Source organism: Mameliella sp. LZ-28 (genome assembly GCF_012274245.1).
Lineage (GTDB): Bacteria > Pseudomonadota > Alphaproteobacteria > Rhodobacterales > Rhodobacteraceae > Antarctobacter > Antarctobacter albus.
In genome coordinates this window covers 206,416-228,928 of record NZ_JAANYX010000035.1, presented here as the reverse complement: position 1 = coordinate 228,928, position 22,513 = coordinate 206,416, and the positions used below count along the sequence as shown (strand labels likewise).

Here is a 22,513-nt window from a genome sequence, read left to right as displayed (position 1 = left end):
TTCTCTCATGCCGCCGAGGACACGAGGAACCTTTGCTTTTCTTCAGGTGTGACCAGCGGTTTGGCGGCTTCCTCAGCTTCGGTGATGACCGGGATCGCCGCGATCAACGCGCGGGTATAGGGGTGCTGCGGGTCGGCAAAGACCTCGCGCGGGGTGCCCTGTTCGACCAGTTCTCCGCGCAGCATGATGGCGATGCGCGAGCAGAAGTTGCGCATCAGCGAGAGGTCGTGGCTGATGAACAGATAGGTCAGCCCCAGTTCTCCGCGCAGGTCCTCCAGCAGCTTGATCACCCGCTTCTGAACCGAGACATCCAGCGCCGAGGTCGGTTCATCCAGAACCAGCAGTCGCGGATTGGCCGCCAGCGCCCGGGCAATCGCCACGCGCTGTTTCTGCCCGCCCGACAATTCATGCGGGTAGCGCGCCTGGTAATGTCGGGGCAGGCCGACCAGCTCCAGCAGTTCTTCCATGCGGTGGCTGTGTGCGCGCTTTTCCAGACCCGAAAAGTTCAGCGGCACCGACAGGGTCTGCGCCACCGTGCGTTTCGGGTTCAGCGAGGTGCCCGGATTCTGGTAGACGATCTGCGCCAGCGCGCGGTCGACGCGGCCGCCCTGCATCGCTTCGAGCGGCACGCCGTCGATGGTGATGCGCCCGCTGCTGGCCTGCATGATGCCCATCAGCATCCGCGCGACAGTCGTTTTCCCGGACCCGCTTTCGCCGGCAAGGCCGAATATCTCGCCCTTGCGAATGTCGAGGCTGACGTCCTGCACCGCTTTGGTGACGTGATCGGGCCGCAGAATATGTTTGGCGGTGAATGTCTTGGTGACGTTTTCGAGCTGCAGCATGGGCGGCTCGGACGAGGCGGGCTGATCCTTGACGCCCTCGCCATAGAGCGGCGGGATGGCCCCGATCAATTCCCGCGCATAGTCGGTCTGCGGGTTGTCGAAGATCTGGTTCAAAGGCCCGTGCTCGACGATTTCGCCCTTTCGCATGACGTAGACATAATCGGCGGTCATGCGGACGACGCCCAGGTTGTGGGTGATCATCAGCAGCGACAGGCCCTCTTCGGCGACCAGTTCGTTGATCAGGCGCAGGATCTCGTCCTGGGTGGTCACGTCCAGCGCGGTGCCCGGTTCATCCGCGATCAGCAGCGCCGGTTTGTTCATCAGGGCGAGGGCGATCAGAACGCGCTGCCGCATCCCGCCCGAGAGCTGCGACGGGTAGGCGCGCATCACCCGTTCCGGGTCGGCCAGCTGAACCTTCAGCAGGGTCTGGGCGATGCGCTCTCGCCTGTCTTTGCTCGTGGATTTGCGACCGGACCGGCGGTCGGCCCAGTAGAGCACGTCTTCGAGATGCCGCCCGATGGTAAAGACCGGGTTGAAGGAGGACAGCGGGTCCTGCATCACCACCGACATCTCGATGCCCTTCAGCGCCTCGCGCTGACCCTCGGTCTTGTCCAGCAGGTTCTCGCCGCGCCAGAGGATCTGGCCCGCGTCGACCGAGGCATTGCCAGGCAATGTGTTCAGAACTGCCTTCGAGGTCACCGACTTGCCTGACCCGGTCTCGCCGATCAGCGCCACGCGCTGGCCTTCGGCGATCTTCAGCGAGACATCCTTCAGAACATGGGCGGTTTGCTTGTAGCTGGTGAAAGAGAGATCGAGGTTGCGGATTTCAAGCAGATCCATGTCTCAGACCTCCACGTCGAACATGTCGCGCAGCCCGTCGCCAAGCAGGTTGAACCCGAGCGTTGCGTAAAAAATGGCCAGGCCCGGCGCCAGCACGCCCCACCAGCGTTCCGGCAGGAACTGCCGCCCGTCGGCGACCATCGTGCCGAGATCCGGTGTCGGCGGCTGCACACCCAGGCCAAGGAACGAAAGCGTGGCGCCGAAGAGGATGATGAAAGCCGCATCCAGCGTCGTCTTGACCGAGATCACCGCGATGCAGTTGGGCAGGATCTCTCGCGTCAGGATGTGCCAGTTCGAGGCCCCGGCCAGGCGCGCGGCCTCGACGAAATCCTCGGCGGCGACGGATTTCGACACCCGGTAGACAAGCCGCGTGTGCCAGGTCCACCACAAAAGCGCGATTGCGATCATGGCGTTGGTCAGGCTGGGCGTCAGCACGTTGCCCACCGCAAGGGCCATCACCAGCGGCGGGATCGCCAGCATCACGTTGGTGAAGCCGGTGATCACGGCCTCGATCTTGCCCGAGAAATAGCCGGCCAACAGGCCCAGGCCGCCGCCGATCGGCACCGCGACGATCAGGACACCGGCCACCAGCAAGAGCGAGACGCGAAAGCCGAAGATCACCCGGCTCAGGATGTCGCGCCCGACCTTGTCGGCCCCCAGCAGATAGGTGGCGTCGGGGGCCGCGTGCTTGTTGCGAAAGTCGATCACGGCCCCGGCGTGGTCCGGGAACGGGGCGATCACCGGGGCAAAGATGGCGGCCAGGATCACCGAGGCGACCATCAGCGCGCCCATGATCGCCACGGGGTTGGCGCTGAACCGCATCCAGGCCATGCGGCGGGCGGAGAGCACCTTGATTTCTTCGGAGCTTGCGGACATCAGCGGGCCTCCTTCATGCGCAGGCGGGGGTCGATCAGGCCGATCAGGATGTCGATCAGCAGGTTGGCCACCACGAAAAAGCAGCCCGAGACCAGCACCACCGCCATCACGGCGTTCAAGTCCTTCTGCATCACGGCCTCCAGCCCGGCAGAGGCGAACCCACCCCAGGAAAAGACCATCTCGACGACAAAGGCGTTGCCGATCAGCGACGCGAATTCGAGGCCCATGATGGTCAGCGGTGCGATGGCCGAGAGTTTCAGCAGGTACCGGAAGGTGACTACGCGGCCCGGCACGCCAAAGCTGCGCAGGGTTTGCACATGGTCGCGGCGCTGGTGTTCGATCATGGCGGACCTGGTGATCCGCATGATCTGCCCGATGCCGGACATCGACAGCGCCAGGGCCGGGAAGGCGAGGTGCCGCAGCGCGTCCAGCGTGATGTCCAGGCGTCTGGCCAGCAGGCCGTCAATGGTCAGGAGCCCGGTCGCGCCGGAGAAATCGGAGAACTCGCGCGACATGCGCCCGAGGATGGGCCAGTCCGTCAGGTAGTAGGCGGCGCCGAGTTGCAGCAGAATGGCGAAGAGAAAGCTTGGCATCGTCACACCGGCAAGCGAGACGATCCGCAGCACGGCGTCGAACCAGCTGTTTCGATAACGCGCCGCCAGGATCCCCAGAGGCAGGCCAAGCGCCAGCATGATGATCAAGGTGGCCAGCACCAGTTCAAGCGTCGCGGGCAACAGTCCGGCGATTTCCTCGGCCACGGGCCGGCCCGAGATCAGCGAATTGCCAAAATCCCCGCGTATGGCCCCGCCAAGGAAATTCACGAATTGCAGCGGCAGCGGATCATCCAGCCCCATTTCCTCGCGCAGCTCGGCCAGTTGTTCGGCGCTGGCCGTCGGTCCCAGGGCGATCCGCGCGGGGTCGCCGGGGACCACCCGGGCGAGAATGAAAATCATCAGAGCCAGGACCAGCAGCACACCGGCAAAGCCGACGATGCGCCGAAGTAAGAACTCTGCAAATCCAGAAGTCATGTTGCGGGGTCTCCCATCCAGCTTTGGATCAGTTTGCCGCCTGCACCCGCGGCCGATCCATAGAGGTTGGGAATAGGTTTTTTGAAAAAAGGGGTAGGTTTTGTCCTACTCGGACAACATTCCGCGCTGTCGGGCTTCTTCCACGGCCTCTCGGCGATCACTGACCTCGAGCTTTTTGAACAGATTCTTGAGGTGGAATTTCACCGTCGGCAGGCTGACCGCCATCTCGCGGGCAATATCCTTGTTCGAACAGCCTTCCCCCAGCAGCAGCAATGCGCGCCATTCTTGCCTTGACAGGGGGCCGGTTCCGAACGCCATGACAGCGCCACGGCGCAGGTTGCGCGGCAAGGGCGCCTCGATCATCTCGCGTTGCATGACCCGTGGATCTTCCAGCAAGGGCAGCACAAACGCGCGTTCTTCCAGAACCGGCGCAAAGGAATTCCGGCTGGCGCAGAGCTGCAACAGGTCCGCCAGCCCGCGTCTGGCCTGGCCGGGCCGGTTCTGGCGGCGATCCACCCAGGATTTCCAGATGCGTAGGCACAGCCTTTGTCGCGTCGAAACATGCGTGCTGTCCATCATGGCCGCCAACCGCTCGTTCAGGGCCGGGTTGCGCGGCGTCTCGAAGACCTGCTGGCGCAGCCAGAGGAGGGCTTGCGAGATGTCCTCTGGTGCGCGCAGATCGGCGAGATTGGCGCCGGAGCTTTCCATCCAGAGGAACCCGATCCGCGATGCCATGCTTTCTAGTTGCTGGCGAGCTTCGCGCCAACGGCGCGCGCTTTGCAGCGTGGCAACCCTGCGTTGGGCCACCATCACCTGGAAATTCCGCGTGCGCCAGGCGGGCACCCGCCAGCTGTCGATATAATGAGTCGCCGCTTGCAACCCCCGCTCCTGAAGCAGTGCCTCCGCGCCATGCGCCAGCGCCAGCGCGGCGATGGAGGGCCAGATCTCCCCGTAGGCGAACCCCTCGAACGCGGATTCTGCAAAGTCCACCATCGGCAACGCGTCCCCCGTCTCATAGGCGGTGACCGCGCGCATCAGTGCCAGGAAACGGGCGTCCTGCGGTATCTCAAAAGGCGTTTTCGCAAGGGCCTTTTCCGCCGCCTGCAGGTGCGGCGCCGCGGCGGCAGGTTCTCCAGAGCGCACCTTGATGATGGATCGGTGCAGGTGAATGAAGAAACTCAGGTAGGGCGCATCCGCCGCCTCGTAATGCGCCAGCGCCCGCGTGGCCGCCTCTTCGGCCGCGGCAAAGCGTTCTCCGCGAATGTGGTGGTCGAGCAGAAGGTTGTAGATGCCGCCACGCATCAGGTGCGCGCGCGGATCGGTCCTGGCCAGCAGGTCCGATGCCTCGTCTGTGATGTGATAGCCCCGTGCCTCGCCACGAAAAACCGCTAGTTCGATCCGGCAGAACGCCAGCGGCACCGGCACGTCGCCGGCGCGCGGCATCCGTCGCCCGAGGTCGAGCAGCGCACCGTTTTCATAGCCCGAGAGGATATAGGCGGCCCGTTCGATGTCGCCGGATTTAACGGCGATCATGAACTGCAGGGCCATGACCGCAGGCGCTGGATCCTCTCCGAAGGCATCCGCGACCCGGCGCCCGGCCTCCATCCCGTGCAAGTGCATGAAATATTGACCACCTTCACGGTGCAGGAGATCGAGGGCCCCGGCGCGATCCCCGGCGTGCAGCAGCGCCGCGATCCGCGCGGCTTTCGCGGCGCCGGGGGCGGGTGGCGCCGCAAGCGCTGCCGCGGACCAGGCGTCGGTCGCCGCGCGCAGGACGGCTGCCAGTCCCGGCGTTCGGATCCGCCAAGTGCCGCCGCGACATTCCGAGAGGGGGTCCAGCCAATGCAACAACTTGCGCTGCTCCGCCGGCAGTTCGGCGTCGTCAAACCCGCCTTCGGCGCGGCAGAGCCGGGCCACGATGTCGCGAATGGCCCTTGGGGTTCGGCGCAACAGGGTACGCGCTTTTTCCGTCAGTGCGCTGTCATCCAGCGGCACTTGGGCGAGGTGGTCGGACAATGCGGGCCAGCCGCCGGTTTTGGCGAAATGCGGATCCTGTCCCGGTCCTAGGAACAGGTCGCGGTTGCCGATCTCCTGCACTTGGCCCATGTCCCGTAGCGCGGACAGGTTCGCCACCTGGTCGGCCTCGGCGCATATCACCGCCGGGGCAGCGGATATCACGACGGGCGGATCCTCTGTCGACAACATGGAGCATTGGCAACCCCCGTCCGGTCCGCCCAGTTTGCGGCGCATCGCCGTGAGGATTTCTGCCCTGCCGGTTCCCGGCAAGGCATCGATCAGCAGCACCAAATCCGCGCTGTGTTCGGCCAGAAAGGGAAGGTCGGCTGTTCTCATGCGGCCAGAGGAATGAATGTGAGGGCCATCGGAAGCAGGCCGTTCTGGCGCCGGGCACAGCCTTGCGATGCGACGATCTGAATTGTCCGGTCTGCCAAGGCCATTTTCCCTGTTAGTGCAAAAACCGCCTGGTTTCCATCCGGATCATGGTCTCGGGCGGTCAACGGCTGAGCACCTGATGTCCACGGACCGTTTGCCTGGCTGAGGACATTCGCGTTTCTAACGAGCTTTCAGGCGGCGCTTATGATGACAGCTTTGTGTGATTGCCCGGCGCCTCGAAGGCGGCACGCGAAGGCGGGTGCTGTTCGACCCGCAATCAGGCGGATAATCTATGGTCAGGACGCATTGATTTGGTTGGGCGAGCGTGAGTCACCTTTCGAAAACGAGCGGTGAACATGTCAGGTCTTTTCTGGTTGAGCGATGCGCAGATGGTGCGTCTGGAACCCTGATTCCCGAAGTCCCACGGCGAGCCGCCGGTTGCTAACCGGCGAGTCTCGAACCGAATTATATTAATCAATTGCAATGGTTTAAGGTGCCAAGATGCGCTGGGGGAATACAGCCCGCACAAGACGCTTTGCAACCGTTGGAAGCGGTGGAGCGACAAGGGCTTCTTTGCGTAGATGGTGGCTGGCCTGGCTGCCCAGCACGGCGAGAAAAGGACGGTGATGATCGATGCTACCTATCTGAAGGTTCACCGAACTGCGTCCAGTCTGGGCGCCAAGAAGGGGGGGGCGGTCGCCTGATCGGGCGGACCAAGGGCGGCATGAATACGAAGCTGCACGCCGTCTGTGACAGCCTGGGACGCCCCCTCAACCTGTTCGTCACGGCAGGACAAGTCAGCGATTGGATCGGTTCGCGGGCGCTTTGCGGCAGTCTGCCGGATGGCGGCCGGCTACTCGGAGATCGCGGCTACGATGCCGACTGGTTCCGGGAAGCTTTGAAAGGCAAGGTGATCCGCGCCTGCATCCCCGGCCGGACACAGCGGAAGACAACCGTCAAATACGACAAGCGCCGCAATCGGATCGAGATCATGTTCGGCAGGCTGAAGGATTGGTGGCGTGTCGCCACCCGCTACGACCGGTGCCCGAAGGTCTTTCTCTCGGCAATCGCTCTCGCCGTGAATCACGCAACCCAACGGAAATCAATGGGTCCTGACCCTATAGCGACCAGATCCGAACGGCGTTTTCAGAGGCGATCGCGCGGGCTTCCTCTGCCGAGGCCTCCGACAGAATCTTATGCGTGACCGCCACCCATTGGTCGAGCGAAGCGTTCACGGTGCAGACCGGGCTGTCCGACCCCCAGACCACGCGGTCCCATCCAAAGCATGCGATGACATGCTCGACCCAGGGGCGGAGCGTGTCCAGCGTCCAGTTGGCATCCGCATAGGCGGTCACGCCCGAGATCTTTGCATTGACATGGTCGCGCCTGGACAGGTCCGCGATGCGGTCGGCCCAGTCCTCGAAGGCGCCGCCGGCGATATCCGGCACGCCACAGTGGTCCAGGACAAAGACGGTGTCCGGGCAGGCATCCACAAGCTCGGCCGCAAGGTCGAGTTGCCGCGCCAGGACACAAATGTCGAATGGCAGGCCTTTGCCGCCCAGCTTACCGACATTGGCGCGGAACCGGTCAGAGCGGGACAAATCGTCGGGCATGGTGTGCAGCACCCGCCGAATCCCCTTGACCACGCCGGTGTCGAGTCCGTCGAGAAAGGCGTCAAATCCCTCGTCCTCTGGCCGGGCCGAGGAAATCGCGCCGCGGATCAGGCTGTCGGGCCGGGCCATGAGCTCTGCGACCCAGGCGTTTTCCTTGCCGATGTCGCCGGGCGCGCAATCCACTTCCATGTGCAGCGTGCCCCCGATCCCGACGCGCCGAGCCGTCTTTTCGTAGTCCTCGTAGCTCCAGTCGCGGTTCAGCGGCGGGACGTCGGACAGCCACGGATAGCTGATGCGGTCGCGGTCGACGAGGTGAAGATGCGTATCGATCAGCATGGTCATGGTCTTTCCTCGGCCCGGGGTGCGGCATGTCTGCCTTCGCCCGGATTTGGGCGGAGGCGGTTTCTTTGGGGAGTTCAACTTGACTTGGGTGTGAAGTCAAGTTTAGATATGAAAGACGCTTCTGAATATGAAATCCGCGAGACACGGAAGTGACGGGCGGACTGACATGGGGCGTGGGTGGCCCGGATGCCCGGGCGACACATCATATCGGGAGGAACGACATGACATTGAAAGCAACCGGCGCATCGCTGATCGCGCTTGCCATCGGGATGGCGTCCGGCGCGTCAGCCGCCGAGTTCGACGGCGTGGTCATCGACGCCAAGCTGATCGGCGGCCAGCAGTACGAGGCGCTATATGCGCGCATTGCCGAATGGGAGGAGATGACGGGCGCCACGGTGAACGTGATCTCGAAGAAGAACCATTTCGAGCTCGACAAGGAATTCAAGTCGGATATCGCGGCGCGCACAACCGGCTGGTGCGTCGGGTCGAACCACTCGTCCTTTGCCTCGCAATATCCCTCGCTCTACACCGACCTGTCGGACCTGATCCCGCAGGAAACCATCGACGGTTTCGTCAAGGCGAACATCGACGCCGCCACGCTGGGCGGCAAGCTGGTGATGCTGCCGCGCGCGCAGTTCGACGTCTCGGCGCTTTATTATCAGAAAGACATCTACGAGGACGCCGAACAAGCGGCGGCCTTCGAAGCGGAATACGGTTATCCGCTGGCGGTTCCGGAAACCTGGGATCAGCTCAAGGACCAGGCGATCTTCTTTGCCGATCCGCCGAATTTCTACGGCACGCAATACGCGGGCAAGGACGAGGCCATCGTTGGCCGTTTCTACGAACTGGTGGTCGCCAATGGCGGCAAGCTGTTCAACGATGACTTCTCGCCGGCGTTCAACTCGGAGGCGGGCAAGGAAGCGCTGCAATGGTTCGTGGACCTCTACGAGGCGGGCGCCGTCCCGGCGGGCACCACCAACTATCTCTGGGACGACCTTGGCAACGGCTTTGCCTCCGGCACCATCGCGCTGAACCTGGACTGGCCGGGCTGGGCCGGGTTCTTCAACGACCCGAGCGCGTCCAAGGTTGCCGGTAATGTCGGCGTGGCTCCGGCGCCCAAGGGGTCGGCAGGTGTGCGCACCGGTTGGTCCGGCTTCCACGGTTTCTCGGTGACTGAGAACTGCGACAACAAGGAAGCCGCGGCCTCGCTGGTCGCCTTCCTGACCAACGAGGACAGCCAGAAGCTTGAAAGCTCGGCTGGCCCGCTGCCCTCGCGCACGGCGGTCTGGGACCATATCTCGGAACAGGCCAAGGACGATCCCTACCGTTCCGAGGTGCTGGCCGCGTTCAAGGAAACCGCCGCCACTGCCTTTGCGGTGCCGCCGACCGAATACTGGATCGAGGCGACCAACCTGATCTACCCCGAACTTCAGGCTGCCATCCTCGGTGACAAGACCGTGGACGAGGCGCTGGCCGACGCCGCTGATGCCGTCGACAGCCTGATGCAGGAAGAAGGCGTCTACTGACGCTTGCCAAAGGCGGGGGCGGTCAAATCCGTCCCCGCATCCTTCGACCCGGGACATCCGCATGAAATCCTTGAAACTGCCTCCGTGGCTGGTGCTGTTGCTGCCAGCCATCATAATCCTTGCGGCCGTCGTTCTGATTCCGCTGGTGCTGTCGCTCTATTCCAGCTTCACGGCCTACAAGCTGACGCGGCCGGACAGCCTGTACCGCTGGATCGGGACCTTCAACTATGAAAAGGCCATCGGCGACGCCAAGTTCTGGGCCGCCTTCGGGCGCACCGTCCTGTTGCTGACCGTGGCGCTGAACCTCGAAATGCTGTTCGGGCTGGGGCTGGCGCTGATGGTGTCCAAGGTGACACGCGGGCAGCGCGCCCTGCGCACCATGATGATGTTCCCGATGATGTTCTCGCCGATCCTCGTGGGCTTCCAGTTCAAGTTCATCTTCAATGACAACGTCGGACTGGTGAACAACGCCCTGCAGTCGCTGGGCATCACCGACCAGGCGATCCCCTGGCTGGTGGATGGAAACCTTGCGATGTTCTCGATCATCTTTGCCGAGGTCTGGACCGCCACATCGGTCTTCGCGATCCTGATCCTTGCCGGGCTCTACGCCATTCCCAAGGATCCGCTTGAAGCGGCCAAGGTGGACGGCTGCACCGCCTGGCAGTCCTTCCGATACGTGACGCTGCCCTTCCTGATGCCCTTCATCTATATCGCCATGGCGATCCGGTCGCTGGACGTGGCGCGGGCTTATGACATCGTGCAGATCATGACCAACGGCGGCCCCGCGCGGCGGACAGAGCTGCTGTGGACGCTGATCGGGCGCACAGGCTACGTCGATGCCCGCATGGGGTACGCCAATGCGATGGGCTATATCTCGATCTTCCTCGCGATCTTCTTCACCGTCTTCTTTTTCCGCAAGCTCACCGCCGCGCGGGCCGAGCTGGGCATGGGGGTCTGAACCATGGCGAGCAATGCCGCACACCGTACCCGCCGCCGCGCCCTGAAATGGCTGCATTTCTTCGGGCTGTTCCTGGCCATGATGGTGCTCTGCGTGCCGGGGCTCTGGGTGGTCCTCAACTCCTTCCGCCCGACGGTCGAGATCATGGCGAAGCCGCCGGTCTGGATCCCGAACGAGCTGAACCTCGATCACTACCGCGCCATGTTCGGCGGCGTGGGCGAGGGGGGCGTTCCGGTGCTGACCTACTTCCGGAACTCGCTGATCATCTCGGTGACTTCGACGGTCATCGCACTCCTGGTCGGGATGTCGGGCGGCTATGCCTTTGCCCGCTTCCGCTTCAAGGGCAAGGCCTGGATCTTTGTCGGCCTGATGTGCACCCGTGCCGTGCCGGGCGTGGCGCTGTCGCTGCCGCTGTTCATCATCTTTGCCCGGGTCGGCATCATCGACACGCATTTCGGCATGATCCTGACCTATGTGGCGATGAACGTGCCCTTCACGATCTGGCTGATCGACGGGTTCTTCCGTCAGATCCCGCCCTCGCTGGCAGAGGCGGCCCAGATCGACGGCTGCACCCGCTGGCAGGCCTTCTGGCAGGTGGAGTTTCCGGTGGCCAAGGCGGGCATCGCCTCGGCGGGGATCTTTGCCTTCCTCACCTCGTGGAATGAATACGCGCTTGCCTCGCAGCTGACGCGCTCGGTCACGTCCAAGACGATGCCGGTGGGCCTGCTCGATTTCCAGGCCGAGTTCACGCTCAACTGGGGCGGGATGTGCGCCCTTGCGGTGCTGATGATCATCCCGGCGCTCATTCTCACGTTCCTCGTTCAGAAACACCTCATTGCCGGCCTCACTTTCGGCGGCGTGAAAGGATAACAGATGGCTCAGGTCCACCTCCGCGACGTGGTCAAGAACTATGGCCCGCTTGAAGTCGTTCATTCCATCAACCTCGACATTGCCGACAATGAATTTGTCGTGCTGGTCGGTCCTTCGGGCTGTGGCAAGTCCACGACGCTGCGGATGATCGCCGGGCTCGAGGAGATCTCGGGCGGCGAGATCTTCATCGGGGACAATGTCGTCAACGACCTGCCCCCGCGTGAGCGCAACATCTCGATGGTGTTCCAGAACTACGCGCTGTACCCGCATATGACGGTGCGCGAGAACCTGGGGTTCTCGCTGAAGATCGCCAAGCGCCCGCAGGCGGAAATCGACAAGGCGGTGGACGAGGCGGCGGAGATCCTGTCGCTGACGCCGCTCTTGGACCGCAAGCCCGGCGCCCTGTCCGGCGGGCAGCGGCAGCGGGTTGCCATGGGCCGTGCCATCGTGCGGCACCCGGATGTGTTTCTATTTGACGAACCGCTGTCCAACCTCGACGCCAAGCTGCGCACGCAGATGCGCGTCGAGATCAAGAAGCTGCACCAGAAGGTGCGCTCGACCATCGTCTATGTCACCCACGACCAGGTCGAGGCGATGACGCTGGCGGATCGGATCGTGATCATGCGTGACGGTCATATCGAGCAGATCGGCACGCCGCTGGACGTGTTCGAGAATCCGGTGAACACCTTTGTCGCGACCTTCATCGGCTCGCCGCCGATGAACCTGCTGAACGGGGTCGTGCGTGATGGCGCCGTCGTGCTTGAGGACGGGACCACCGTGCCGGTTCCGCCAGGCTACCAGGCACGCGAAGGGCAGGCGGTGCAACTGGGGATGCGGGCGGACAACGTCATGCCCGTGGGCCATTCCCTGCCGCCGACCGAGCATATGGCGCAGATCGACATGGACGTGAACCTGACGGAACCGCTGGGCACGGAAACCCTGCTTTTTGCCGAGCTGGCCGGGGCGGAAGTGCAGGCCAAGATGCTGAACCCGCGCCCCGTCGAGGCCGGCGAGCGGATGACCTTCCAGGTCATGCTGGACAAGTGCCACCTCTTCGACGCCGAGAGCGGCGCGGCGCTGCGGAGCTGAGTCATGGCACGGATCACCCACGCCCGCGCCTTCATGGTGGACCTTGTGCCCAAGGTCCTGCGCACCGATGCCATCCAGTCGTTCAAGAGCCAGGAGACGATTTTTGTCGAAGTGACGGACGCCGACGGCGCCCGCGGCATGGGCTATTCCTACACCATCGGCGATGGTGGCCCCTCGGTTCTGGCCCTGCTGGAACATACCCTGCTGCCCCGGCTGATGGGGCAGGAGGCGGACGCGATCGAGGCGATCTGGCGCGACCTGCTGTTCTGGACCCATGCGACGGCGGTGGGGCCGATCATGTCGCTGGCCCTGGCGGCCATCGACACGGCGCTCTGGGATCTTCGGGGGCGCCGGACGGGCCTGCCGCTACACCTGCTGGCGGGCGGCGCGAAGACCTCGGTCCCGATGTATACGACCGAAGGCGGTTGGCTGCATATCGCGCCCGAGGCGCTGGTCGAGGATGCGCAAGCGGCACAGGCACAGGGGTTTCGCGGCTCCAAGGTCAAGATCGGCAAGCCGACCGTGGCCGGGGATGCGGCGCGGCTTGGCGCCGTGCGCGAGGCCCTTGGCGATGACTACGAGATCATGACCGACGCCAACCAGTCGATGACCGCGGCCGAGGCGCTGCGGCGCGCGCCGATGCTGGAGGCGCTGAACATCGGCTGGTTCGAGGAACCCTTGCCCTCTGACGACATCGCCGGGCACGCCCGGCTGCAGGCCGGAACGCGGGTGCCGGTGGCGGTGGGGGAGAGCCTCTACAGCCCCGGCCAGTTCGCCGATTACATCGCGCAGGGGGCCTGCGGCATCGTTCAGGCGGATGTGGCCCGTGTGGGCGGCATCACGCCCTGGCTCAAGATCGCGCATATGGCCGAGGCGCATAACATCGCCATCTGCCCGCATTTCCTGATGGAACTGCACGTCAGCCTTGTCTGCGCGGTGCCGAACGCGCCCTGGCTGGAATACATCCCCCAGCTTGACGAGGTGGCCGCGCCGATGGCGCGGGACGGTGGCCTGGCGCTGGCACCAACCGGCGCGGGGCTGGGGATCGACTGGGACATGGACCGGCTCTCCGCGCAGACCGCGGAGGGCAGCCGCATCGAGATCCGGGAGGAATAACATGCAGAGACACGGGCAACTGATCGGCATCGGGGCCGAGGCCATCGCGGAATACAAGAAACTGCACGCCGAGGTCTGGCCGCAGGTGCTGGAGATGATCACCGCCTGCAACATCCGCAACTACTCGATCTTCCTCAAGGAGCCGGAGAACCTGATGTTCTCCTACTTCGAATACGTGGGCGAGGATTTCGCGGCGGACATGGCAAAGATGGCCGCCGATCCGGTCACGCAGGAGTGGTGGGCGATCAACAAGCCGCTGCAACGCCCGCTGGATACGCGGGGCGAAGGCGAGTGGTGGGCCGAGATGGAAGAGGTGTTTCACCATGACTGACTTGGCTCAACTGCGGCAGAGCGTCGAGATGCCGGAGAGCCCGAAACCTGTGGTGATCTTCGGCGCCGGGTCCATCGTGACCGATGCGCATCTGCCGGCCTATCGCGATCTTGGCGTGCCGGTGGCGGGGATATTCGATCCCGACAGCGCAAAGGCGGTCGAGGTCGCCGAGGCATGGGGCACCAAGGCGTTTGCCTCGATGCAGGACGCTGTGGGGCAGGGGGACGCGGTCTATGACCTCGCCGTGCCGCCCGTGGCGATCCCCGGCATCCTCGAAGCCCTGCCCGATGGGGCCGTGGCGATCATCCAGAAACCGCTGGGGTCCGATCTGGCCGAGGCCGATGCGATCATCCGCATCCTGCGCCGCAAGGGCATCAAGGCGGCGGTGAACTTCCAGCTGCGCTTTGCCCCGATGAGCCTGGCGCTCAAGGATGCGGTGGCGCGCGGTCTCCTGGGCGAGATTGTCGATTTCGACGCCTGGCTGGCGCTCGACACGCCCTGGCATCTCTGGGAGTTCCTGGCCGACCTGCCGCGGGTCGAAATCCTGCTGCACTCGATCCACTACCTGGATTTCGTGCGTGACCTGATGGGCAATCCGCAGGGTATCCATGCGCGGACGATGGGGCACCCGTCCTCGACCGTGTCCAACACCCGCACGGCGATGATGCTGGACTATGGCGACAAGGCCCGCTGTGCCCTGTCGATCAACCACAACCACAGTTTCGGGCGCAAGTTCCAGGCCTGCGAGTTCCGCATCTGCGGCACCAAGGGCGCGGCTTACATGAAGCTCGGCGTGAACCTGGATTATCCCAACGGCGAGCCGGACGAGCTGTGGCTGAATACCGGCGGCGACTGGGAGCAGGTGGACCTGCAAGGCAACTGGTTCATCGCCGCCTTCCAAGGGCGGTTCGCCCAGGTTCAGCGCTTTGTCGCGGGGCTGGATGACAGGCTCGAAGGCTCCGCCGAAGACGCCTGGCACACTATGGCACTGGTCGAGGCAGCCTATGAAAGCTCTGCCCGGCCCATGCACCCGATCAAGGAGGCACCTGATGCTTGAGCAGGTCAAATACTACGAGGACTACGAGATCGGCGAGGGCCGCGAGACCGTGGGCCGCACCATCACCGAGACCGATTTCGTCGTCCATGCGGGCCATTCCGGCGACTTCTTTCCGCATCACCTGGACGAGGAATTCTGCAAGACGCTGCCCTTCGGCAAGCGGATCGCGCATGGCACCATGGTCTTTACCATCGGGGTCGGCCTGACCGCGACGATCATCAACCCGGTGGCCTTTTCCTACGGATATGACCGGATGCGGTTCATCACGCCGGTCTTCATCGGCGACACGATCCGCAGCAAGGTCGAGATTATCGGCAAGGAAGTCATGGAGAAACGTCCGGGTTATGGCCGTGTGTCGGAACGGTTGACCGTGTTGAAACACAGCGGCGAAACGGCCCTGGTGGCCGACCACATCTACATGGTGGAGATGAAATCGTGACCGGGCCGTTCCTGCTGTTGCACGAGGGGGATAACGTGCTGGTCGCGCGTCAGGGCGCGCCCGAGGGGCTGGAGGTTACGCTTGAAGGCCGAACCGTGACGCTCTCGCGGGTGATCCCGCTGGCGCACAAGATCGCGCGGCACGACATCGCGGAAGGCGACAAGATTTTGAAATACGGCATGCCGATCGGCGTGGCGACGCAGGCTATCGCGGCGGGGGAGCATGTGCATGTGCACAATATCCGCTCCGACTACACACCGACGCATGCCTTGCAGGATGCGGATGGCGTCAGCGCGGGGGTGGCACAATGACTGACCTGACAGGTTATCCCAGGGCCGACGGTCGCAAGGGCATTCGCAACACGGTTGTCGTGGCCTACCTAGTGGAATGCGCGCATTTCGTGGCGTCCAAGATCGTCGCCGGGTTTCCGGATGACGACGTGCAGCTGATTGGCTTTCCGGGCTGTTTCCCGAACGACTACGCCGCCAACATGATGGACCGGCTCTGCACCCATCCGAACGTGGGCGCGGTGCTGTTCGTCTCGCTGGGCTGCGAGAGTTTCGACAAGGTGCGTGCCTCGACGGCGGTGACCGAGTCCGGCCGTCCGGTCAAGACGCTGGTGATCCAGAAGGCGGGCGGCACGGCCTCGACCGTGGAGGCCGGTCGCGACTGGGTGCGCGGCGCCTTGGGCGAGATCGCGGATATCCAGCGGGTGCCGATGGGCATCGACGAGCTGATCGTCGGCACGGTCTGCGGCGGTTCCGACGGCACCTCGGGCATTTCGGGCAACCCGGCGGCGGGTAAGGCATTCGACATGCTGGTGCAGGAGGGGGCCGCCTGCATCTTCGAAGAAACCGGCGAACTTATCGGCTGCGAGGAGATCATGGCAGACCGGGCGGTGACGCCGGAGCTGGGCCAGGCCCTGCGCGAGAGCGTGCAGAAGGCGGAACGCTATTACGCGACACTGGGCTATGGCTCTTTCGCGGCGGGGAACGCGGCCGGGGGGCTCTCGACCATCGAGGAAAAGAGCCTTGGCGCCTATGTCAAATCCGGTGACTCGCCGATTTCCGGGCTGATCAAACCGGGCGACATTCCCCCGCGCGGGGGCCTTTACCTGATGGACGTGGTGCCGGACGGCGACGTGCGTTTCGGCTTTCCCAACATCTCGGACAATGCCGAGATCGTCGAGATGATCGCCAGCGGCGCGCATCTGTCGCTCTTCGTCACCGGGCGCGGCTCTGTCGTCGGGTCGGCGATTTCGCCGGTCATCAAGATCTGTGCCAACCCGGAGACCTATCGCGCCCTGTCCGACGACATGGACGTGAACGCGGGCGACATCATCGAAGGGGTGCGCAGCATCGAGGCCGTCGGACAGGAGATCCGCGACCTCGTAGTCGCGACCGCCGCAGGTGCACAGACCAAGTCAGAGGCCATGGGCCACAGGGAATTCATCCTGACCTACAAATCATTTGCGCCCATCGGGCCGGCCTGCCTGCCCGCTGCGTGAGAAGGAGACAAACGTGAAAAGACTGGAAGGAAAGACCTGCGTCGTCACCGCCGCAGGTCAGGGGATCGGCCGCGCGACGGCAGAGCGGCTGGCGGCCGAGGGTGGCCGGGTGATCGCAACCGATATCAACGAGGCGGCACTTGCCGAGCTGAACGCGATCGACGGGATCGAGGCCAGGCGGCTGGACGTGCTGGACGCCGGGGCCATCACAGCCTTCGCGGCAGAGGTCGGCACGGCGGACGTGCTCTTCAACTGCGCGGGGATCGTGCACAACGGCACCATCCTCGAGTCGACCGAGGACGAGTGGGATTTCGCTTTCGATCTCAACGCCAAGGCACAGTACCGCATGATCCGCGCCTTCCTGCCTGCGATGCTGCAGCAGAAGAGCGGTTCGATCATCAACATGAGCTCGGTGGCGGGGCCCGTGACCGGCCCGGTCAACCGTTTCGTCTACTCGGCCTCCAAGGCGGCGGTGGCGGGCATGACGCTGGCCATCGCGAATGACTATGTCACGCAGGGCATCCGCTGCAACGCCATCGCGCCCGGCACCGTGGATAGCCCCTCGCTGCATGACCGACTGCGGGCGACCGGCGACTACGATGCCGCGCTCAAGACCTTTATCGGGCGTCAGCCCATGGGCCGCATTGGCGAGCCCGAGGAGATCGCCGCGCTGGTCGCCTACCTGGCGGCGGATGAGAGCGGGTTCACCACGGGGCAGGTCCACGTCATCGACGGCGGCTGGACCGCCTGAACCGGAAACAAGGGAGTTCCCCCATGAAATTTGCACGATACGGAGAGCGCGGCGCGGAAAAACCCGCGCTGGTCGAAGAGGACGGCACGCTGCGTGACCTGTCGGCCCATGTGGACGACATCGCGGGCGACGCGCTGACCCGGCTGGACGCGCTGAAGGCGATCGACCCGGCCAGTCTGCCGAAGGTCGAGGGCACGCCGCGCCTGGGGGCCTGCGTCGGGCGCACCGGCAAGTTCATCTGCATCGGCCTGAACTATGCCGACCATGCCGCCGAAAGTGGGCTGGAGGTGCCGCCAGAGCCGGTGATCTTTGCCAAGTACACCTCGGCCATCTGCGGTCCAAATGATCCGATCATCATTCCGCGCGGTTCGGAAAAGACCGACTGGGAGGTCGAGCTGGGCTTTGTCATCGGCAAAAAGGCCAAATACGTCGACGAGGCCAACGCCATGGACCACGTCGCCGGATTCTGCGTGATCAACGACGTTTCGGAACGCGCCTACCAGATCGAGCGGTCCGGCCAGTGGTCCAAGGGCAAGTCCTCGGACAACTTCGGCCCCACCGGTCCCTGGCTGGTAACGCCGGACGAGGTCGGCGACTTCGACAAGCTGCACATGTGGCTCGACGTGAACGGCGAGCGGATGCAGGATGGGTCGACCGCGACAATGGTCTACCGGGTGCCCTTCCTGATCTCCTACCTGTCGCAGTTCTTCACGCTGGAACCGGGCGACATCATCTCGACTGGGACGCCTCCGGGCGTGGGTCTGGGCTTCACCCCGCCGAAATATCTCAAGGCTGGCGACGAGGTTCGTCTGGGGATCGAGAAGCTGGGCGAACAGCGGCAGGTCTGCGTGGCCGACGACTGAACGCCGCTGCATCGGACAGGACAAGGGCGCCCGCCGTGGCGCCCTTTTTCATGCGGGTCGACGGGCCAGGGAATGCCGTCGAAACGGGCGCCGGATCAAAGCCTGTGCATGCATAGCGGGTCTGCGTTCAGCCGGGCCATTTCCCCCGCGTGCCGGATTGCACTCCGGGCCCGTCCCTTCTATGGGCATGATCCGAAAATCCTCCCAATTGAAAGGACTTGTACCATGAAAGCCGGTGCTACCCTGCCCAACGTCACCTTCCACACGCGCGTGCGTGACGATGCCATCGAAGGCCCGAATCCATTTCGTTGGCAGGACATGACCACTGCCGATTATTTCAAGGGCAAACGGGTCATCCTCTTTTCGCTGCCGGGGGCCTTTACGCCCACCTGCTCGACCTACCAGCTGCCGGGCTTCGAGAAGAACGCCCAGGCTTTCCGTGACCTCGGCATTGACGAGATCTACTGCATGTCGGTCAACGACAGCTTCGTGATGAATCAGTGGGCCAAGTCGCAGAACCTCGAGTCGGTCAAGGTCATCCCCGATGGGTCCGGTGAGTTTTCCCGCCGCGTCGGGATGCTGGTCCGGAAGGACAACCTCGGCTTCGGGATGCGGTCCTGGCGCTATGCGGCGATCATCAACGACGGCGTGGTCGAAGCCTGGTTCGAAGAGCCGGGCATTTCCGACAACCACGGCGAAGACCCCTACGGCGAGTCCAGCCCGGAACGCCTGATGGACTACCTTGTCAACGAGAAGGCCGAAGCTGCCGCGTGACCGGGCTTTCAGGGAGGAGTAGGATTGAAACGGGCCCTCGGGCCCGTTTTTTGTCCCGCGAACCTACCAGCCGGAGTCGAGCAGGGCGTTGGCGTCGCCCAGTTCAGGGGCGGCGGTAGTGGAGGCAGGGCGAACCCCGTCGATGCGGATCGGCAGACGGGTCGTCTGCATGTTGACCTCTTCCCCGCGCGAGATCGGCTGCACCATCTCCAGCGTTTGCAGGACACCGCTTTCAACGACGCCATCCCAATCCATCACCGGTGCGGCCCAGATGTCGGCCTCGACGAATTTCGCCATCCAGTGATCCGTCTCCGCCGTCTTCAGGCGCGCAGCCAATCCGGCCTTGATCTCGTCCCGGCAGGCAAAGGCATCCCGCCCGGCGATCTCCGGGTCAAGGCCGGTGATCTGCGCCAACAGGTCCAGCTTGCCCATGGCAATGGCCACATGCCCGTCCGCCGTCTCGTAGACGCCGTAGGGCGCGGCAAGATAGGCATGAGCCGGGTTGTTGGCCGAGCGTGTCGGCGTGCGGTGGCCGTCGTTCAGCCAGGTGGTCAGAAGTTCAAACTGGAGATCGGCCAGCACCTCGATCAGCGAGGTTTCCACCTGTCCGCCGATGCCTTTCACGGCGCGGCGGTAGAGCAGGGCCAGCACCCCCTGCGTCAGCGAGGCCCCGGCCAGCACGTCGGCAATCGGCAGGCCCATCGCAACCGGCCCGTCATCACGGGCCCCGGACAGCCACATCACGCCCGAGCGCGCCTGCGCCAGCAGATCCTGTCCGGGCAGATCGACCCATGGGCCGTCAGAGCCATAGCCCGTGACGGTGCCGTACACCACGGTGGGATTGACGGCTTTCACCGCCTCGTAGCCGAACCCCAGCCGTTCCATCACCCCGGGGCGGAAGTTCTGCAGCACCACGTCTGCCTCGCGCACCAGCGTCCAGAGCCTGTCCCGGTCGGCCGCCGATTTCAGGTCCACAGCGAGCGAGCGCTTGTTGCGGTTGATGGCGTGGAAGATCGTGCTTTCGCCACCGATCTTCGTATCGGTCAGGTAGAGATAGCGCGACAGGTCGCCCATGCCGGCGCGTTCCACCTTGACCACGTCGGCGCCGAGGTCGGCGAGTTTCAGGGCACAGTATGGTCCGGCCAGGAATTGCGAGAAGTCGAGGACCTTGAGACCGTCGAGGGGCAACATGTCGGTCATCCGTCGAAACTCTCGGTGAAACGGGATTGCAGCGCGTCAAGCGCGGCGTCGTGCATGCACTTTCCGGTCAGGGCATCCAGGATGATGTGCGAGGCCGCTTCCTGGAACCCCATGTAGCCCTTGTGCCGGGGCCGCAGCCAGGCAGCTTCGTGACTCATCCGGGTCTGGTGATAGGCCTTGCCGAAGCGGGCGTTGACCCGCGGGTCCGCCCAGGCAAAAGCATTGCCGGGCTGGCCGTTGTTCGCGGTGTAAAGCCCGCGCTGCACCTCTGCCGAAGCGACCCAGAGCGCGAATTCCGTGCAGATCTCCGGGTGTGTCGTGCGGGCCGAGACGGCAAGGCCGGTGCCGCCAAGCGCCGAGCCGAGCGGGCCGCTCTCTCCCTCTGCCGGGATGTCGTGGTAGGTGACGATATTCGGGCGGTAGTCGTCCTTTGCATAGGGTGCGTAGAGGTATGTGTAGGGGATCAGCGCAAAGCGATCCCCCTCGCTCAGCGCATCCAGTGCGGCGATCGGGTCCATGCCGTGACAGGCCGGGTCCACGAGGTCCGCCAGGGCCTGCATCGCCTCCAGTGTGCGCTTTGCCGCGGCGCGGTCGATGGGCAGGTCGCGTGTCACCGGGAATGCGCTGCCGATATTGGCCATGAGGGTAAAGAAGGACATCAGCACATGCGGCGGGCGCAGGGGCCAGAGCACGCGGCCGTCGCGGGCCTCGGCCATGACTTCTGTCAGGCGTGTGGCCGGGGTGGGGCGCAGGTCGGGGCGGATCGCCTGCACCTGGCAGGCGGCATCGACCGGCAGCGCCCATTGGTGCCCGCCGTAGAAATAGCTGTGATAGCTCTTGCCGACGGTTTCCGCCTCCAGCCGCGCCAGCACCTCGGGGGCGCCGTGTCTGTCGATCGGCAGCAGGCAGCCGTCGGCCACCACCTCGCCAACATGCGGATGGTCGATAATCATCAGGTCATAGGCCTGCGCCAGTTCCTCGACCGGGGTGCTTTCGAACCCCTGGAGGGATCGCTTGTCCCAGGTGATGGTCACATGCGGGTAACGGTCGCGAAAGGCCTCGCTGGCGGCGACAAGCGGATCGTATCCGCGCGGGTCGGACCAGGTCATGCCTTTGAGGGTGCAGGCTTCGGTCAAGGTATTCCTCCTCTTTCCGCCAGAATAGCGCGGAGACTTCACAAGTGAAAGAGGATTTTATATTTAATAGAGGCGCGGTCTGCCATGTTGTCAGCGCAGCGCCGCACTAGGTATAAACGCCGGAGCACATCGGCATGGAAACGCCCGGGGGCAGGATGACCAGCACGACAGAAGAGCGGCCCGAAGAGGAGAAATACCGTGCCCCGGCGCTTTCCAAGGGGCTGGACATACTCGAACTGCTCGCCTCCGAGGCAGAGGGGCTGACCCAGGTGGAGATCGCCAAGCAGCTGGGCCGGACCACCCCGGAGATTTTCCGGATGCTGATGGTCCTGCGCCAACGCGGTTATGTCGAACTGAACGCTGATTACGACCGTTACCAGCTCACCACGAAGATGTTCGAGGTGGCCCACAGGCACCCGCCGATCCGGCGCCTCACTTCGATCGCCGGGGATGCGATGCAGCGGCTGGCGGACCAGCTGAACCAGTCGATCCATCTTGGCATCATCCATACGGGGCGGGTGCTGGTGATTGCGCAGGTGGATTGCCAGGACATCAACATCACCTCAGTCCGGCTGGGGGCGCATATCCCGATCTACGACACCGCCTCTGGGAGGGTGCTGGCTGCCTGGATGGACAAACCGGCGCTGGAGGCACTGATCGCCGAAGTCGGCCGCGAACCCGCAGATAAATACAGTGCTTTCGTTAAGGATCTGCCGGACGTGCGCAAAATGGGCTATTGCGAGTCACCCTCGTTGACCATCGCAGGGGTTCAGAACATCTCGGCCCCGATCTTCGATTTTTCCGGCAAGGTCACGGCTGCGGTCACCATTCCCTTCATCCACCGGCTGACCGGCACTTCTGTCGCCACGGCCGATGAGTGCCGAGAGCGGCTTGTCGCCATGGCGGCGGACATCTCGCGGCGGCTGGGCGCCGGCGCGCGCTAGGAGGTCACCGGCGCGGAGCG

At 64.1% G+C, this 22,513-nt stretch carries 21 protein-coding genes and 1 pseudogene; 15 read left to right on the top strand and 7 right to left on the bottom strand.

The window, feature by feature from the left end; genetic code table 11:
* Positions 1 to 5: 5 nt before the first annotated feature.
* The 4 genes from G9Q80_RS23310 to G9Q80_RS23295 all read right to left on the bottom strand — a co-directional run bounded on the left by G9Q80_RS23310 (position 6) and on the right by G9Q80_RS23295 (position 5,938).
* Positions 6 to 1,682 carry a dipeptide ABC transporter ATP-binding protein gene (locus G9Q80_RS23310; protein ID WP_088715580.1) on the bottom strand — a complete coding sequence of 559 codons (1,677 nt, stop codon included), beginning with the start codon at positions 1,680 to 1,682 and terminating at the stop codon, positions 6 to 8.
* A gap of 3 nt (positions 1,683 to 1,685) precedes the next feature.
* A complete protein-coding gene (locus tag G9Q80_RS23305; RefSeq protein WP_088715581.1) occupies positions 1,686 to 2,558 on the bottom strand; it encodes an ABC transporter permease in 873 nt (290 codons plus the stop codon).
* Positions 2,558 to 3,586 (bottom strand): ABC transporter permease, encoded by a 1,029-nt coding sequence (locus G9Q80_RS23300; protein WP_088715582.1) that lies wholly within the window; start codon positions 3,584 to 3,586, stop codon positions 2,558 to 2,560. Before G9Q80_RS23300 ends, G9Q80_RS23305 begins: the two co-directional genes overlap by 1 nt.
* Positions 3,587 to 3,691: 105 nt before the next feature.
* Positions 3,692 to 5,938, bottom strand: a complete 2,247-nt coding sequence (locus G9Q80_RS23295; RefSeq protein WP_088715583.1) for a helix-turn-helix transcriptional regulator — start codon at positions 5,936 to 5,938, stop codon at positions 3,692 to 3,694.
* 395 nt (positions 5,939 to 6,333) lie between these two features.
* Here G9Q80_RS23295 and G9Q80_RS23290 point away from each other — a divergent pair.
* Positions 6,334 to 7,055 (top strand): annotated as a pseudogene (locus tag G9Q80_RS23290) (IS5 family transposase); the annotation flags it as partial.
* 40 nt (positions 7,056 to 7,095) lie between these two features.
* On the opposite strand, the gene G9Q80_RS23285 reads toward G9Q80_RS23290, so the two are convergent.
* Positions 7,096 to 7,932 (bottom strand): amidohydrolase family protein, encoded by an 837-nt coding sequence (locus G9Q80_RS23285; RefSeq protein WP_198549991.1) that lies wholly within the window; start codon positions 7,930 to 7,932, stop codon positions 7,096 to 7,098.
* Between the two features lie 221 nt (positions 7,933 to 8,153).
* Between G9Q80_RS23285 and G9Q80_RS23280 the strand changes: the two genes are divergently transcribed.
* From G9Q80_RS23280 to G9Q80_RS23220, 13 genes are all read left to right on the top strand, one after another.
* Positions 8,154 to 9,458, top strand: a complete 1,305-nt coding sequence (locus tag G9Q80_RS23280; protein WP_088715585.1) for an ABC transporter substrate-binding protein — start codon at positions 8,154 to 8,156, stop codon at positions 9,456 to 9,458.
* A 61-nt stretch (positions 9,459 to 9,519) separates the two neighbouring features.
* Complete coding sequence (locus tag G9Q80_RS23275; RefSeq protein WP_043141412.1) at positions 9,520 to 10,416, top strand: carbohydrate ABC transporter permease; 897 nt, start codon at positions 9,520 to 9,522, stop codon at positions 10,414 to 10,416.
* Positions 10,417 to 10,419: 3 nt separating this feature from the next.
* A complete protein-coding gene (locus G9Q80_RS23270) occupies positions 10,420 to 11,286 on the top strand; it encodes a carbohydrate ABC transporter permease (RefSeq protein ID WP_043141416.1) in 867 nt (288 codons plus the stop codon).
* A gap of 3 nt (positions 11,287 to 11,289) precedes the next feature.
* The gene (locus tag G9Q80_RS23265; protein ID WP_088715586.1) at positions 11,290 to 12,375 is read left to right on the top strand and encodes an ABC transporter ATP-binding protein; all 1,086 of its coding nucleotides are present in this window, start codon (positions 11,290 to 11,292) and stop codon (positions 12,373 to 12,375) included.
* Between the two features lie 3 nt (positions 12,376 to 12,378).
* On the top strand, positions 12,379 to 13,491 hold the full coding sequence (locus G9Q80_RS23260; protein ID WP_088715587.1) for a mandelate racemase/muconate lactonizing enzyme family protein: 1,113 nt from the start codon (positions 12,379 to 12,381) through the stop codon (positions 13,489 to 13,491).
* 1 nt (position 13,492) lies between these two features.
* A complete protein-coding gene (locus G9Q80_RS23255) occupies positions 13,493 to 13,822 on the top strand; it encodes an L-rhamnose mutarotase (RefSeq protein WP_088715588.1) in 330 nt (109 codons plus the stop codon).
* On the top strand, positions 13,815 to 14,879 hold the full coding sequence (locus G9Q80_RS23250; RefSeq protein WP_088715589.1) for a Gfo/Idh/MocA family protein: 1,065 nt from the start codon (positions 13,815 to 13,817) through the stop codon (positions 14,877 to 14,879). The genes G9Q80_RS23255 and G9Q80_RS23250 overlap by 8 nt, the downstream gene beginning before the upstream one ends.
* Entirely contained in the window at positions 14,872 to 15,318 is a 447-nt protein-coding gene (locus tag G9Q80_RS23245) for a MaoC family dehydratase (protein WP_043141428.1), read from the top strand. The genes G9Q80_RS23250 and G9Q80_RS23245 overlap by 8 nt, the downstream gene beginning before the upstream one ends.
* On the top strand, positions 15,315 to 15,629 hold the full coding sequence (locus G9Q80_RS23240; protein ID WP_198549992.1) for a UxaA family hydrolase: 315 nt from the start codon (positions 15,315 to 15,317) through the stop codon (positions 15,627 to 15,629). The genes G9Q80_RS23245 and G9Q80_RS23240 overlap by 4 nt, the downstream gene beginning before the upstream one ends.
* On the top strand, positions 15,626 to 16,825 hold the full coding sequence (locus G9Q80_RS23235; protein ID WP_088715591.1) for a UxaA family hydrolase: 1,200 nt from the start codon (positions 15,626 to 15,628) through the stop codon (positions 16,823 to 16,825). The genes G9Q80_RS23240 and G9Q80_RS23235 overlap by 4 nt, the downstream gene beginning before the upstream one ends.
* A 13-nt stretch (positions 16,826 to 16,838) precedes the next feature.
* Positions 16,839 to 17,576, top strand: a complete 738-nt coding sequence (locus G9Q80_RS23230) for an SDR family oxidoreductase (protein ID WP_088715592.1) — start codon at positions 16,839 to 16,841, stop codon at positions 17,574 to 17,576.
* Positions 17,577 to 17,599: 23 nt separating this feature from the next.
* Positions 17,600 to 18,439, top strand: coding sequence for a fumarylacetoacetate hydrolase family protein (locus tag G9Q80_RS23225; RefSeq protein ID WP_088715593.1), 840 nt, complete (start codon positions 17,600 to 17,602; stop codon positions 18,437 to 18,439).
* A 225-nt stretch (positions 18,440 to 18,664) separates the two neighbouring features.
* Entirely contained in the window at positions 18,665 to 19,213 is a 549-nt protein-coding gene (locus G9Q80_RS23220; protein ID WP_043141444.1) for a peroxiredoxin, read from the top strand.
* A 63-nt stretch (positions 19,214 to 19,276) separates the two neighbouring features.
* On the opposite strand, the gene G9Q80_RS23215 is transcribed toward G9Q80_RS23220, so the two are convergent.
* Both G9Q80_RS23215 and G9Q80_RS23210 read right to left on the bottom strand, forming a co-directional pair.
* Positions 19,277 to 20,413: a CaiB/BaiF CoA transferase family protein gene (locus tag G9Q80_RS23215; protein WP_088715594.1), complete on the bottom strand. Its 1,137-nt coding sequence runs from the start codon at positions 20,411 to 20,413 to the stop codon at positions 19,277 to 19,279.
* Positions 20,410 to 21,549: an extracellular solute-binding protein gene (locus G9Q80_RS23210; RefSeq protein ID WP_088715595.1), complete on the bottom strand. Its 1,140-nt coding sequence runs from the start codon at positions 21,547 to 21,549 to the stop codon at positions 20,410 to 20,412. Before G9Q80_RS23210 ends, G9Q80_RS23215 begins: the two co-directional genes overlap by 4 nt.
* 155 nt (positions 21,550 to 21,704) lie before the next feature.
* Between G9Q80_RS23210 and G9Q80_RS23205 the strand changes: the two genes are divergently transcribed.
* Complete coding sequence (locus tag G9Q80_RS23205) at positions 21,705 to 22,493, top strand: IclR family transcriptional regulator (RefSeq protein WP_088715715.1); 789 nt, start codon at positions 21,705 to 21,707, stop codon at positions 22,491 to 22,493.
* The last annotated feature ends 20 nt before the right edge of the window (positions 22,494 to 22,513 follow it).

Excerpts from the sequence above, each read along its gene's own strand:
- G9Q80_RS23250 (WP_088715589.1), top strand. The coding sequence starts at position 13,815 with ATGACTGACTTGGCTCAACTGCGGCAGAGCGTCGAGATGCCGGAGAGC.
- G9Q80_RS23270 (WP_043141416.1), top strand. The coding sequence starts at position 10,420 with ATGGCGAGCAATGCCGCACACCGTACCCGCCGCCGCGCCCTGAAATGG.
- G9Q80_RS23265 (WP_088715586.1), top strand. The coding sequence starts at position 11,290 with ATGGCTCAGGTCCACCTCCGCGACGTGGTCAAGAACTATGGCCCGCTT.
- G9Q80_RS23220 (WP_043141444.1), top strand. The coding sequence starts at position 18,665 with ATGAAAGCCGGTGCTACCCTGCCCAACGTCACCTTCCACACGCGCGTG.
- G9Q80_RS23225 (WP_088715593.1), top strand. The coding sequence starts at position 17,600 with ATGAAATTTGCACGATACGGAGAGCGCGGCGCGGAAAAACCCGCGCTG.
- G9Q80_RS23300 (WP_088715582.1), bottom strand. The coding sequence starts at position 3,586 with ATGACTTCTGGATTTGCAGAGTTCTTACTTCGGCGCATCGTCGGCTTT.
- G9Q80_RS23280 (WP_088715585.1), top strand. The coding sequence starts at position 8,154 with ATGACATTGAAAGCAACCGGCGCATCGCTGATCGCGCTTGCCATCGGG.
- G9Q80_RS23235 (WP_088715591.1), top strand. The coding sequence starts at position 15,626 with ATGACTGACCTGACAGGTTATCCCAGGGCCGACGGTCGCAAGGGCATT.
- G9Q80_RS23215 (WP_088715594.1), bottom strand. The coding sequence starts at position 20,413 with ATGACCGACATGTTGCCCCTCGACGGTCTCAAGGTCCTCGACTTCTCG.
- G9Q80_RS23305 (WP_088715581.1), bottom strand. The coding sequence starts at position 2,558 with ATGTCCGCAAGCTCCGAAGAAATCAAGGTGCTCTCCGCCCGCCGCATG.
- G9Q80_RS23275 (WP_043141412.1), top strand. The coding sequence starts at position 9,520 with ATGAAATCCTTGAAACTGCCTCCGTGGCTGGTGCTGTTGCTGCCAGCC.
- G9Q80_RS23255 (WP_088715588.1), top strand. The coding sequence starts at position 13,493 with ATGCAGAGACACGGGCAACTGATCGGCATCGGGGCCGAGGCCATCGCG.
- G9Q80_RS23260 (WP_088715587.1), top strand. The coding sequence starts at position 12,379 with ATGGCACGGATCACCCACGCCCGCGCCTTCATGGTGGACCTTGTGCCC.
- G9Q80_RS23285 (WP_198549991.1), bottom strand. The coding sequence starts at position 7,932 with ATGACCATGCTGATCGATACGCATCTTCACCTCGTCGACCGCGACCGC.
- G9Q80_RS23295 (WP_088715583.1), bottom strand. The coding sequence starts at position 5,938 with ATGAGAACAGCCGACCTTCCCTTTCTGGCCGAACACAGCGCGGATTTG.
- G9Q80_RS23310 (WP_088715580.1), bottom strand. The coding sequence starts at position 1,682 with ATGGATCTGCTTGAAATCCGCAACCTCGATCTCTCTTTCACCAGCTAC.
- G9Q80_RS23205 (WP_088715715.1), top strand. The coding sequence starts at position 21,705 with ATGACCAGCACGACAGAAGAGCGGCCCGAAGAGGAGAAATACCGTGCC.
- G9Q80_RS23245 (WP_043141428.1), top strand. The coding sequence starts at position 14,872 with ATGCTTGAGCAGGTCAAATACTACGAGGACTACGAGATCGGCGAGGGC.